We start from the raw sequence: 12675 nt of genomic DNA, 5'->3' as shown, positions 1-12675 counted from the left end.
CTTTTTCTCTTGACATCGGGAAGCCCCTCCGGCATAATTTCTTCAATTTTGCCCGCTCCCAAAATGAATTCACCAGATGGTTAATTGAATGAGAAAGGAGGATGCTCCGTGCAAGATTTGCCTGATTGGCTGCGTAAGCATCTTCATGTCGCATACATACCCGGCTATGAGTTTTTCTTAAGTCTCCACGTGCTTGCAAAGCCGGAGCATCATACCTCCCGCTTGCATTGGGCGGAGGAGTTGCTCACTGCTTTACCTGCCCCGCTCTTGAAAAAGCTTCACTATTTTAGCTCCATGTCCAATCAGTTTCTCGATGCCATGGACTTCTTAGCGCCTTGGGAGGAGTGCTTTGAGCATTCCGTTGAGGCCGCATTGGAGCGTGTACAGGCAATGGATGCTGGCGAGTTTGCCCAGCTCATGATTGGTCCCGTCTATCATCCCAGACAACTTCACGCTTGGATGCAAGGACGTACAAACGAGATTTTTGAAGAGCTGAAACCAGAGCATCGGGAGCTTTTGCGCCATCCACTCTCGACCAAACGCAGTTTTCTGGAATTTTGCTACGACTACCTGCCTTTTTTCCAGACAGAAGAACGGCGGATTGAACCATGGCTCGTCCGTGCCGTACACGAGGCACAAGAGCAGATCAAGCTGGATCCGATTCCGTTTTTGTCACAGGTTCACCCGCGCTTGAAGGTGCACGAGAACTTCTTGCAATTTCATAAGGCAAAAACGTACACATTTGGTTATTCGGAGCTAGCCCGTATTCATTTGCGTGTCTCTACTTTTGTCGCGCCGCATTTGTTGCTCGGCATTTACGACGACCATATCTCCGTGTGCTTATCCGTAGACGTTCCCGGCACCAGAGCCACCTCGGTGATTCCCGCTGACTTCATCAGCAAAATGAAGGTGTTCAGCGACCCGACACGGACTGCGATTCTCAAATCATTATTGGCTCATCCTTACTGCACGCAGCAGTTGGCTGACCTGCACAACATCAGTGAGCCTGCCGTCAACAAGCACTTGAATCTGTTGGTAGACACTGGCTTTATCTGGAGTGAACGGCGGGGACGGTATGTGTTTTACCGCGCGATTGCATCACGGCTGGAACAGCTCGCCGTCGATCTGCATGAGTTCATCGATATGCCTGTTCCCGGACTTGTCTCTCCACCTGCTTCACCACATCTCCCAGAACGGAGGAAATAACGTGTTTCATGTCGCCAAAGCTACCTTTATCCGCAATACCCGCGTAATGCTTCGTGCCTATCCGTGGTCGTTTGTCATCGGCCACATTTTTTCCGGGGTGTATACGGTGCTGTTTGCCTTCTTTGCCTATCACTATGTATTTGCCGGGCAATTGGACGAAAATTTCGCACATCTCACCGGCTCGTCCGATTACTTGTCGTACGCCATCCTCGGCGGAGCTTTTTATGCGTTTGCCGTCTCGACCTTGATGAACGTCAGCCGCTCACTCATTACGGAGCTTCGGGAAGGGACCTTGGAGGCTGTTTTGCTCACCCCTTCCTTGCGCAGGGGGTACTTTTTGGGGAATGTCGCCCAACAGCTCATGCGTACTTTGTTTGAATTTTCGGTGATTGTACTGGTAGGGGCGTTGTTTGGGCTCACCCTCTCTCAAACAAATGTATGGAGCGCCGTCCTAGTCTGGATATTGTCTACAGGAGCTTTCTTTTGTCAGGCACTCGTTTTGGGCAGTCTCATGCTATGGTTCCGCGATACGTACATCACACAAAACACGCTGTTTGCTGTGATGGCCTTTGTCAGTGGCGTGACGTTTCCGATTCCGTATTTGCCTGAATGGGTGCAACCACTCGGTCTCATCATGCCGCTCGCGCCTGCGCTGGATGCTTTTCGGCAATGCGTGATTCAAGGAGCGCCGCTGCATGCTGTTTCCCCACAGCTGTTTCATATGGCAGCCTTGTCCCTCGTCTATCTCGTCATGGGGGTGTGGGGCATTCGTCGGATGGAAAAACGCGTTATGGAATCGATTTTCGGATAACGAACGAGGAGGTCAATACTCATGCTAATCGCAGAAAATGTACGGAAGGTATACCGGGTGAAGGAGAAAAAAGGCTGGTTTCGCCAGCAATGGACAGAGGTCGAGGCAGTTGCTGATCTGTCTTTTCGCATGGTACCCGGCAAAATTATTGGATTGTTAGGCATTAATGGTGCAGGAAAAACAACAACGATCAAGATGTGCTCCACACTGCTCACCCCAACCAGCGGCACGATCACGGTAGACGGATATGACGCGGTAAAGGACGACCGGTTCGTCAAAGCCAAGGTCAACATGATCGCAGGGGGCGAGCGAATGCTGTACTGGCGGCTGACAGGGCGGGAAAACCTGCAATACTTCGGCAGTCTATACGGTTTGCAAGGGCAGGAACTGCGTAATCGGATCGATTCATTGCTTTTGCAGGTTGGCCTGTATGAGGCCGCCAACACCCCTGTCGAGCGCTATTCCAAAGGCATGAAGCAACGACTGCAAATTGCCCGCGGCCTGATCAATGATCCGCGTTACCTGTTCCTGGACGAACCGACTCTCGGCTTGGATGCCCCCATCGCCCGGCAGCTTCGCAAGCATGTGAGTGAGCTCGCTTCTCAGCATGGAAAAGCCATTCTGTTGACCAGCCACTATATTCATGAGGTAGAAGAGCTTTGCGACGAGGTATACATCATCGATAAAGGAAGACTCGTGGCGCATAATACACCGGAGCACCTGATCAAATCGCTCCACCTGGATACAGCCTTACAGGTAGTGATCCCCTCTCTCTCCGACTCGCTCGATTACGATCTGCGCCAGCTGGCTCAAGATTACGGCGGGTCGCGTGAGATCGCAGAAACAGACGAGCAGACCTGGGAAGTGACATTACGGGGAAAAACGGATATGACAACTCCACTACTTTCCCTCTTGGCTGCTCACCAATCTCCTGTCTTGCATCTCTCCACCCAACAGCCATCATTGGAGGACGTCATCCTGCACATGGCAGATCGGAGGGGGGCATGAAACAGCTGGGTAGCCTGCTTTTGGCAGAAATCATCAAGGAGCATCGTCATTCGTTTCACAGCAAAATGATCTACTTCTCGCTCTTGGTCTGGCCTGTCATTAATTTCGTGACCGCGTATTTTTCGTTTGCCCCGTTCCGGATGGGAGCGGATTCCCCTCTAGCCCGGTTCATCAGCTACGAGCAGTTGCCGTTGTTCCTGTTGACTGGCTATCTAGGCTACATCTTTTATTGGTGCCTGGTGCAGTCGTCCTGGCAAATGAGCTTTGAACGGCAAGCGGGAACCATGGAAATGATCTTCATCAGTCCGGTCAACCGACTGGCTTTTCTGTATGGGCGTTCGCTCTCCTCGCTGATCGAGGGAGTCTGGCTGTTCTTTTGTTTTGTCCTGTTAGCCTTGCTTTTTGTCGATGGCATTCAATTGAGTGGCTGGTGGGCGCCTCCACTCGCCTTCCTCATTTTGCTGGTATCGGCCATCGTCTGGGGCGGCTTTCTCTGTGTGCTCTTTCTGTTTTCACGCGACGCGAGCTTTCTGTACACCGTCCTGGATGAGCCGATGCTAATCTTTTCTGGCGTCCGTCTGCCCCCGATGGCCTTTCCGGTTTGGGCCAAGGTCATTTCCTTTTGCTTTCCACTGACCTACGCGCTTCAGTTGATTCGCGAGCTGCTGATGGAGGGAGCTTCATTGCAAACCATGCTGCCGAGTATGGGACTTCTCGCCGCTGTATTGCTCCTGCTGGTGACAGCGACTGTCGTGTTGTTGAAGCTGGCGGAGAAGCATATGAAAAAGACCGGGAACATGGTGATGTATTGACATATGGACCATGCGTCCCCACGTCATTTCGGTCATCGTATGAGTAAAAATCGTTGTAGTCATTGCCTCCCTCTTTTCTTATTCATCCTAGGAAGCACACTATATTGGGTTTGAAGCGAAAAGAGTGGACTGTAATTTTTTACCTATCAGCGGTATAATAAAGATAATCAAGCGACGAAATCCAAAAGCGCCCTTTCCTGATTGGAGAAGGCGTTTTCTCATACTTTTCGCGTAAAGAGTTGATCCCAATGACATCCAAGTGAAACTTTTTCTATATACTTCCTCCCATAAGTAAAATGATATCCAACCTTATCTCCAAGGAAGTCTAGATGAGGGAGAAAGCACGCAAGACCATACGTATATTCGATTGGTCAGAGAGCCCTTTATTCCAGAGGTTGGGGTCAACGAATTCCCTAGAAAGGACATCGTACTTTTCTTAGAGCCTACCGTTCCTAATGATGCCTTTGTCGGCGTTCAAAACCCACAAAAACTAAACGAATGGAAAATTTATCAGGTGGGGGATACTTGGGTAATCTCTCGCAATGAGGGAAGTTTACCAAGCTATCCCCATAGACCCCACGGTTATGACAAAACGAGTACATTGGACTTTTCTCCTTCCAGTTATGGCGGATCTCGCTTCTTTTATCAAGCTCCCACGTGAATAAAGCATAAATAAATGAAAACAGCCATGCTGGAGGTCAATCCGTCATGGCAAGATGCAAGCATGATATCAACAAAACGGCCAGCTTATCGACTCAACGCTATAAGCGCTTTCCTTACTCCACCGTCAACAGCTTCTCCACAAATCCCCCAATTTCCCGTTCCCGATCAACAAAATGAACCTCCAGAATCCAATCGCGCGGATGCCCGTTATGGTCCGGCTCTCTCATTGGCTTGTGATTGTCAGGGTGAATATAGTTGACGATATCATCCCCTTGAATTTTTTCATGCGGGAATTCACCGATGAGATGTCCTGCGTGTGGACCTCCGCACTCCCAACCGTATGCTTTGGCGAGCTCGCACATGTAGGCAAACAGCTCGCTGCTCGTAATATCCGGCTTGGACAAAAAGTAAGCCTTACCCTCGTCCCACGCTTTTTCAATATCGTCGCGCAGCTTTTGTTTTACCGGATCATTTCCAAGCACATACGTCCGACCAAGATCAGCTTCCCAGTCCTCAAAAATGGGCCCGAAATCGAGAAAGACAATATCTTCGGGAGCGACAGTCAAATTCGGTGGGTTTTCTCTGTATGGATATAGCGTGTTTCTGCCCGCTCGCACAATCCGCTTATGCCAATATTTTTTGATCCCGAACAATTGAAAGGCCAGCTCGTAAATTTCCTTGTTGATCTCTTTTTCCGTTACACCGCTCCGAATAATGCCCTTTTCTTCGATGGTGGTAAATAAAAACTCAGCTTTGGTCTCTGCTTCGCGCAGTGCCTGATGTCTCTTCTCCAATAAGGGATTCATCATTGAATAGCCTCCTTTTTCGTTTACGGAAGAGCTAACTCATACCTCTCGCCCAACTCTCGCAATTTTGCGATAATGGATTGCTCTACACAATCATCCGTGGTGATTTTTTCCTTCGCTAATGCAAGCAGTGGTTCATACTCGCCAATCAATACGGAATGATGCGCTTTTTCAAACAGCGGTAAATCATTCATGTCATTACCAAAGCAGATGAATGGCTCCCCTGCCACATCGAACCGATTTAGGGCAGCCCATTTGTTCACTCCCCGATAAGTAAGGTCGAGAATGCCTTCTGCGGAATGGTAATGCAGCGTAACGTCGAGTTCCTTGATTCTCGCCATCAATTCTTCGTAACGGTCACACGATAAAATCAGGATTTTCAGAACGGCATTCAGTTGATCCACGTCCACACGGCTGGCTGTCCGATTGGGATCGATATAGCTCAAAAAGGGATGTGCCGACACACAATTATGTGCGTAATTCCACGAGTCATCGATGAAATACTGCGCGCGATAATCATCGAGAATGCTGATGATTTCATGAGCCAAACAATCCGGGATTGGCATGCTGCCCTGCAAGCTCCCTCGGTGATGTGTCATCGCTCCATTCGCGCCAATGAGGAGATGGTTGGCAAACCGCTCATCGAGGACAGGCAGCATGTCACGGCACGGTCTTGCGGAGGCGAAACCTACAGTATGTCCCTCCTGTTCGAGTGCAAGCAGGCTATCCAAAATGTTCGTTGAGATCGGCTGACCTTTGAAGCAGATCGTCCCGTCCAGATCAAAAATAAATTTCATTTTTCCCACCCTTTCTAATTGCTGTCCTGTCCATCGTAATGGATAGCCATTCGTGGCCAAAGGGACAGATCGTTCAAGATGAGTGGGACAGAAACTGATCTGTTACTCGAACCAGGCGCTCGCCAACAAGCGAATGCCCTCCTGAATATCGTCGGGGGTCAATGCTCCGTACCCTAGCAATACCGTCGGCTGCTCCCTTGTATCATGGAGCCAGTATCGGGCAGTTCCGTAGACTTTTACGCCTTTTTGATAGGCACGTTCCATGAGTTCCGCTTCCGTACACTGACTTTTTACGGTCAAAAATACATGCAGCCCCGTATCCTTCCCTTCTATTTCCACACGTCCGTCCATGTAACGAGTGACTGCTTGAAGAAACACCTCTCGCTTCTCCGCGTAGTTTTTTCGCATGTGCTGCAAGTGTCTATGCCAATAGCCATCGGACAAATACGCCGCTAGCGTCAACTGATCCAAACGGGAAACAGGCTGATCGTATTCAGGCACTCGCTGGTGAAAACGCGATAACAGCTCGTAAGGAAGGACGACGTAGCTGACGTTTATGAGCGGCAGCAATGCTTTGGAGAGCCGCCCAATGTAAACAACCTTTTGGGGAGACAGACTCTGGATCGATGGGATGTAGCTCTCTTGATATTTGAACTCCCATTCGTAGTCATCCTCCACCAAATAAGAATGCGAGAAGGATTGCGCCCACAGAGTCAATTGGTTTCTTTTCTCCAGAGGCATCGTCATTTTGTTGATGAATTGCTGGGAAGGACTCACGTACATGACGCTTGCCCCGCTTTGCCTCAGCTCTTCGATGGATACACCATCTGCGTCCAAGGAAATGCCGTGTACCCGGTAGCCACCGTTGAGAAACGTATTTCTCGCACCATCATAGCCCGGATTTTCTACGCCAATCACATGCTTCTCTCTGTCCAGAAGCTGGACGACAATCGACACCAACTGTTGTGGGGTGGCTCCAATAATGATCTGCTCCGGCGTGGCGAGGACTCCTCTTGTTTCATGCAGCAACTTCGAGAGTTCTTTTCGCAAGACGTATTCACCCTGAGCCAGCCCCTCCACCATATACGTGCGCTGATGGTAGGAAATGAGCTTGTTGCGCAGCTTATTCCACGGATAAAAAGGGAATGTTCCCAACTCGATGTTGCCATAGCGAAAGTCATAGCGAATCGGTGTTATACGAGAGTCATCTCGTTCTGTTCCATGCTGCCTGAAAGGAAGTCCTGCCTTGTACGTCACCTGATATCCTTTTTTCGGAATGCTAGTGACGTACCCTTCCGATACCAGTAGCTGATAAGCAACTTCCACCGTGTTTTTGCTGACAGCAAGCGATTGCGCACAGCTTCTGATCGAGGGGAGAAACTCTTCATACGTAATTTCGTTACGCAATATTTCGTCTTTGATAAAGTGATAGATTTGGATGAACAATGACTCTCCCTCTGTAAAACGAATGGCCGAAAGCTCTCGCACCGAACAGGAACCCCCTTCCTTTTTTGTTTTAGTCTACTACATATTATAGTAAGCCTGAATGAACAAAAGGTCAGCTATCCGCCAGAAGGCTTTGTCTCTTAGCCCTACCGAACTGAATGTAGTAGAAGACCATAAGACACACGTGCATCAGGGCCATCAGCCAATAAATATTGCTGTAAATGAAGCCGCTCGTATGAGGATTTAGCGGGTTCCAAATGGTAGTCGCACCAAGATCGATCACCTTGCTGTATACCGCAGACGCGATCCCCATGGAAATGAAGCTCAGCATCGAGAAGATTCCCATACCTACTCCCGCCTGCTCCTTCGTCAACGTCCTCGAGATCGAGTTCGCCATTGAGATTTGCATAAAAGACTGTCCCACGTTACCCAGTATTAAGAAGAGCGCAATGCCTATAACCGAGGCGCTAGTGAAAGTAGACAGCAAGCCAAAGCAGCCAATCAGTAAGCTAGACGCAACGAAATACAAAAAAGCATTCCCCCGCCTGTCCGCGAGCTTCCCTCCCACACGACCAAGCAATGCCGAAGCGATAGCCGCTGGAACCATCACAAAGCCAATCCAGCTCGTCGATAGCTGCTGCACCTGGGCCAAGAGCAGCGGACTGAGGTAATAAAGCGATATTCCCATTCCATTTATGAGAAATGCCATCAAAATCCCGATTGTATACTGCTTGTTGGCAAAAACCTTCGGCTGTACAAACGGATCAGCTACCGAACGAATTCGTAAAACGAACAAGAGCAAAGTAACCAAGCTGCCCAATGCAAACCACCAGGATCCATTCGTTACTCCCAAAAGCAGTGACGTCACGCTGATCGCAAGTAAGGAGCCACCCACCCAATCAAACTTTCCACCAGACGCGATCTCTTCATCCTCCAAATATTTGCGGTAGAACGGCAGCGTCAGCAAGATCAGGAGCGGTATAGAAAATAGCCAGCGCCAATGGGCAAAGCTAACGATTAACGCCGCGACCACAGGACCGAGTGCACCGCCAAGGGCCAATCCTACTGCCGTTCTTCCTAAAACAGAACCCCTGCTCTCCGGCGGGAAGTATCGCAAAGGAATCAGCATCGCAGTAGCCGGAATGACAGCCGCCCCTGCTGCCTGCAAGCATCTTCCGAAGAGGGCCACCGCAAAGGAATCGGAGACCAAACCGAAAAACGAACCAGCCGTAAACACCAAGAGTCCAAACGTCAGCAAATTCTTGAGCTTGTATCGATCCGCCAGCTTGCCATATGTCACGGTTCCGATCGCGTATAACAATCCATATGCGGTCGATAGCCAGCTCACTTGCGCTATGCTCAAACCAAACTCCTTGCTAATTTCGGGGAGCGCAATGTTAAACACCAAGGCACTCATGGAGGAGATGACCAAGGTAAACATCAAGATTCGGATTAATATGTCCCTGTTTTGCTGCGTTTTTGTCGCTTCCATGCCGTATCTTCCCCTTCACTTTATTATTCACATTTTGACTGTCAGTACTGACTGACATATCGGTGGTAAAAAAACTAGGGAGTCAAACCCCTAGCGAAAACCTCTACACTCTCTTCGATAAATGCATCTAGGGATACCCCTGAAAAATTGCTAGTGCCATCCAGATCGTTCAAAAACGCCCCGAAATTCATGACCATAAAAGCAGTCGCCTGTGCCTCGGGATTCGTTTGGATCACCTTTCCTTTTTTGCCCATCACTTTGAAGTAATCTGTAAAAAGTTCCATCAACTGTCGCGGGTGCTTTTGGGTCCGCTCACGGAATCCGGGCAAATGGGCCTCATCCTTTATGCTAATCAAAATCATTTTCCGATTGCGGTTCATCATTTCGTGATACGTTCGGCTGATTAAAAGCAAATCCTCACGCAAATTCCACGTAAGCTTCTCCGCGAAAAGCTTTGTCAGTCCTTCCGTGTAATGAAAACGGTCAAAGGCGCTCTCCAGCAAATTTCGCTTGCTGCCAAAGTGACGAAACAACGTCTTCTCGCTCAATCCTGCCATAGTGGCAATTTCTTGCGTAGTTACGCCGTTGTAGCCTCTTTCCGCTATGAGATCGATTGCGGCTATCATCAGTTTTTCGCTACTTGTAAGACTTTTGCTGCTGCTCATTGCTATCCTCATCCCCGGAAGTGATTGTCAGTACTGACTGACATTCATCTTAAATCTACTGCCAATAAGTGTCAAGGGGCTCAAAGTAAAAAAGGCTCTCCCCCGACGATACAGTCGAAAGGAAAGCCCCTCGCTCTTTTCCCTGATTAAAACGCTCTTGAATATTGCTTCGGTGGCTGCAACTCATCCGCCGACAGCTCATGAATCGCATGCAGTGCCCAATAAGGATCACGCAGCATACCGCGACCGACTGCTACCAAATCCGTATCGCCATTGCCAATCGATGCTTCCGCCACTTTTGGATCATCGAGGTTGCCGACTGCAATGACTGGGACATCCAGTGCCTGCTTAATCGCGCGTGCCAATGGTACTTGATAGCCAGGATGAACACCTGGACGGCCTGCTGAACCAATCGGTCCTTCCCCGCCGCTGGATATATGGAAAATATCCACTCCTGCTTCCTTGTAACGTCGGCACAGCTCCGTGCTGTAATCTAATCCATATCCACCATCTACGTACTCTACGGCTGAGACGCGCATGATCAGCGGCATGTCAGCTGGAATGACCTCTTTGATTGCCTGAATAATTTCTACGCCAAACAGCGCTTTATCCCGCCCGTACTCATCGTCTCGCTGATTGGTCAAAGGAGAGTGGAACTGGTGAACCAAATATCCGTGCGCACCGTGGATTTCAATGGTATCAAACCCTGCTTCCACCGCACGTCTCGCTGAGTCCTGGAACTTGACGACCATTTGCTTGACCTCTTCTGTCGTCAACGCCCGTGGCGTTTTGTAGCGTCCCCCTGGGAAAGCAATCGCGGACGATGATACAGGCACTTCTGCGTCTTCCGCTTTGCGGCCCGCATGAGCAATCTGTATGCCAATTTTGGCCCCATACTTATGAACCTCGGAGACGATCCGCGCATACGCCGGAATCTGTTCGTCAGACCACAAGCCCAAATCGCCGTTGGAAATTCTGCCATCCGGCTCGACATCGGTCATTTCTACGATGATCAGACCTGTTCCGCCTACTGCACGAGAAACGTAATGAACAAAATGCCAGTCCGTTGGTGTTCCATCGTGTGCATCCACAGAGTATTGGCACATCGGCGGCATGACAATCCGATTTTTCAAGCTAAGTCCTTTAAACTGAAACGGGGTAGACAACAACGCCATTTGCTCCACTCCTTACTTTTTTTCATTATCATGCCAAAAGTAAGCACGTTCTGCAATCCTAAGTTGCACTTTGTAAAAACGAGATATATTTCCGGCTGTTGTGGTGGGGAGGAAACAGGAGAAAACGCTCAGATTCTAGGGCCACCCCCTGCGGGATTGACTGCACGACTCCATGCAAAAAGCGAAACCGCGTCCAAAGTGGTATCTTCAAGGATGCGTTTTCAGAGGTGGACGCTTAAGAGCGTGTTTCGCTTTTTGCATTCCATCTCGGTCGGTGTCCCTAAGATCTTCGCTTATTTTTCCTGTTTCCTCTACGAGCTTTCCGTGCTTAAACGGGTTTTTAAACAATTAAAGATTGAAGAAGATCATCAGTTACGACAGAGAAGAATATTTCCAGACGTAGCGACTTGTGGAGTCCTACCGAGCGGAGAAGGGATTTGCGGGCAAAAGAAACGCAACCGTGCCCGCGCGACGTAGCGGCTACCACTTTTGCGTTTCCCCGCGAATCCCTTCGGAGCGGACAGTCTCAACCCTCAGCGGGACGGAGCCTGGAGCCTAGACTGGAAATATTCTTCTCTCCACCGCGGCCACATTTATAAAACACGAAAAAAAGCCATCCGCATAACGGATAGCTTTTATAATTAACGTCTTTCTTATTCCGGCATCGTGCCAATGTAATTGGATTGCGGGCGAATAATGCGGTTATTGCCTGCCTGCTCCAGAATGTGCGCACTCCAGCCGACCACACGGCTCACAGCAAATGTCGGTGTAAACAAATTGTCATCCAAGCCAACTGCGCGCATGACAGCTGCGGCAAAAAACTCTACGTTTGTATTCAGCTTGCGGCCTGGTTTGTACTCTTCCAGCAGCTGCAAGCCTACTTTTTCTACGTGTGTCGCCAGATCGAACCACGGATCGTTGGACGACAGCTCGGATGCAACGACGCGCAGAGCGGTTGCGCGCGGATCGATCGTTTTATAGACACGGTGTCCGAAGCCCATCAAACGTCCGCCGCTCTCCAGCTTGTTCCGCAGCCACGGCTCTGCATTTTCCTTCGTGCCGATCGCCTCGATCATCTCCGTCACTTCGGATGGTGCTCCGCCGTGCAACGGCCCTTTCAGGGTTCCAATAGCTGCCGTAATGGAAGAAATCAGATCAGATTCAGTCGAGCTCACGACACGACCGGAGAATGTGGAGGCATTCATGCCATGCTCCTGCGTCAAAATCAGGTACGCATCGAGTGCACGTACATGTGCCGCATTCGGCTTTACGCCTTTGAGCATATACAGATAGTTCGCTGTATGATCCAGCTCCGGATTCGGTGCCAGCGGCTCGCGGCCCTCCAGACAAGCGAAGCGATACGCAACGATTGTTGGCATCTTAGCAGCCAGCGCGATCACCTCATCGATGGTTGGCGGGAAGCCGTGCGAGGAACTACTCAGGGCTGAAACACCTGTACGCAGGACACTCATCATATCTACATCTGCTGGGATCAGCTTCAAGATTCCTTTTACATGCTCCGGCAGCTCACGGTTTGCTTTGAGCTTATCTTTTAAATCCGTCAACTCCTGCTCGCTCGGCAAATGTCCGAACCAGAGCAGGTGTGCCACTTCCTCAAATGTGTGGTGAATAGCCAAATCACGCGCCCAATGACCGCGGTACACCAGCAGTCCATTAATTCCATCCACCAAACTAAGGTCTGTTTCTGCTACGGCGATACCATCCAAGCCGATAGCCAAAGGATGTTGTTTTGTCATCATCACCACTCCATTTTCGTCTCTTTTCTCTTCAGTA

The 12675-nt window shown here is 49.8% G+C and carries 11 protein-coding genes; 4 read left to right on the top strand and 7 right to left on the bottom strand.

Translation table 11 applies throughout. From position 1 onward, the window contains the following. Positions 1–108: 108 nt before the first annotated feature. From ACUUHJ_RS02720 to ACUUHJ_RS02705, 4 genes are read left to right on the top strand one after another with little or no spacing between them, the layout of a single operon-like run. Positions 109–1206, top strand: coding sequence for an ArsR/SmtB family transcription factor (locus ACUUHJ_RS02720; RefSeq protein WP_472298206.1), 1098 nt, complete (start codon positions 109–111; stop codon positions 1204–1206). A 1-nt stretch (position 1207) separates the two neighbouring features. Beyond that, positions 1208–2017, top strand: coding sequence for an ABC transporter permease (locus tag ACUUHJ_RS02715; RefSeq protein ID WP_142498505.1), 810 nt, complete (start codon positions 1208–1210; stop codon positions 2015–2017). A 21-nt stretch (positions 2018–2038) separates the two neighbouring features. Next, a complete protein-coding gene (locus ACUUHJ_RS02710) occupies positions 2039–3025 on the top strand; it encodes an ABC transporter ATP-binding protein (protein ID WP_472298205.1) in 987 nt (328 codons plus the stop codon). After that, a complete protein-coding gene (locus ACUUHJ_RS02705) occupies positions 3022–3837 on the top strand; it encodes an ABC transporter permease (RefSeq protein WP_472298204.1) in 816 nt (271 codons plus the stop codon). The genes ACUUHJ_RS02710 and ACUUHJ_RS02705 overlap by 4 nt, the downstream gene beginning before the upstream one ends. 776 nt (positions 3838–4613) lie before the next feature. Here the strand turns inward: ACUUHJ_RS02705 and ACUUHJ_RS02700 are convergent. The 7 genes from ACUUHJ_RS02700 to ACUUHJ_RS02670 all read right to left on the bottom strand — a co-directional run bounded on the left by ACUUHJ_RS02700 (position 4614) and on the right by ACUUHJ_RS02670 (position 12638). Next, entirely contained in the window at positions 4614–5309 is a 696-nt protein-coding gene (locus ACUUHJ_RS02700; protein ID WP_472298203.1) for a M24 family metallopeptidase, read from the bottom strand. Between the two features lie 20 nt (positions 5310–5329). Beyond that, positions 5330–6103, bottom strand: coding sequence for an HAD hydrolase family protein (locus ACUUHJ_RS02695; RefSeq protein ID WP_472298202.1), 774 nt, complete (start codon positions 6101–6103; stop codon positions 5330–5332). 102 nt (positions 6104–6205) lie between these two features. Continuing rightward, positions 6206–7591, bottom strand: coding sequence for a MocR-like pyridoxine biosynthesis transcription factor PdxR (gene pdxR / locus ACUUHJ_RS02690; protein WP_472298201.1), 1386 nt, complete (start codon positions 7589–7591; stop codon positions 6206–6208). Positions 7592–7661: 70 nt separating this feature from the next. Next, complete coding sequence (locus ACUUHJ_RS02685) at positions 7662–9041, bottom strand: MFS transporter (protein WP_472298200.1); 1380 nt, start codon at positions 9039–9041, stop codon at positions 7662–7664. Between the two features lie 74 nt (positions 9042–9115). Continuing rightward, positions 9116–9706 carry a TetR/AcrR family transcriptional regulator gene (locus ACUUHJ_RS02680; protein WP_472298199.1) on the bottom strand — a complete coding sequence of 197 codons (591 nt, stop codon included), beginning with the start codon at positions 9704–9706 and terminating at the stop codon, positions 9116–9118. Positions 9707–9852: 146 nt separating this feature from the next. Further along, on the bottom strand, positions 9853–10881 hold the full coding sequence (locus ACUUHJ_RS02675) for an NADH:flavin oxidoreductase/NADH oxidase (RefSeq protein WP_016740841.1): 1029 nt from the start codon (positions 10879–10881) through the stop codon (positions 9853–9855). 653 nt (positions 10882–11534) lie between these two features. Beyond that, complete coding sequence (locus ACUUHJ_RS02670) at positions 11535–12638, bottom strand: citrate/2-methylcitrate synthase (RefSeq protein ID WP_472301131.1); 1104 nt, start codon at positions 12636–12638, stop codon at positions 11535–11537. Positions 12639–12675 lie beyond the last annotated feature (37 nt).

This window comes from Brevibacillus schisleri (assembly GCF_055685845.1).
This window is presented reverse-complemented; position numbering and strand designations above follow the sequence as displayed.

Coding starts and splice junctions, on each gene's coding strand:
- ACUUHJ_RS02710 (WP_472298205.1), top strand. CDS start 2,039: ATGCTAATCGCAGAAAATGTACGGAAGGTATACCGGGTGAAGGAGAAA.
- ACUUHJ_RS02705 (WP_472298204.1), top strand. CDS start 3,022: ATGAAACAGCTGGGTAGCCTGCTTTTGGCAGAAATCATCAAGGAGCAT.
- ACUUHJ_RS02700 (WP_472298203.1), bottom strand. CDS start 5,309: ATGATGAATCCCTTATTGGAGAAGAGACATCAGGCACTGCGCGAAGCA.
- ACUUHJ_RS02695 (WP_472298202.1), bottom strand. CDS start 6,103: ATGAAATTTATTTTTGATCTGGACGGGACGATCTGCTTCAAAGGTCAG.
- ACUUHJ_RS02685 (WP_472298200.1), bottom strand. CDS start 9,041: ATGGAAGCGACAAAAACGCAGCAAAACAGGGACATATTAATCCGAATC.
- ACUUHJ_RS02680 (WP_472298199.1), bottom strand. CDS start 9,706: ATGAGCAGCAGCAAAAGTCTTACAAGTAGCGAAAAACTGATGATAGCC.
- ACUUHJ_RS02675 (WP_016740841.1), bottom strand. CDS start 10,881: ATGGCGTTGTTGTCTACCCCGTTTCAGTTTAAAGGACTTAGCTTGAAA.
- ACUUHJ_RS02670 (WP_472301131.1), bottom strand. CDS start 12,638: ATGACAAAACAACATCCTTTGGCTATCGGCTTGGATGGTATCGCCGTA.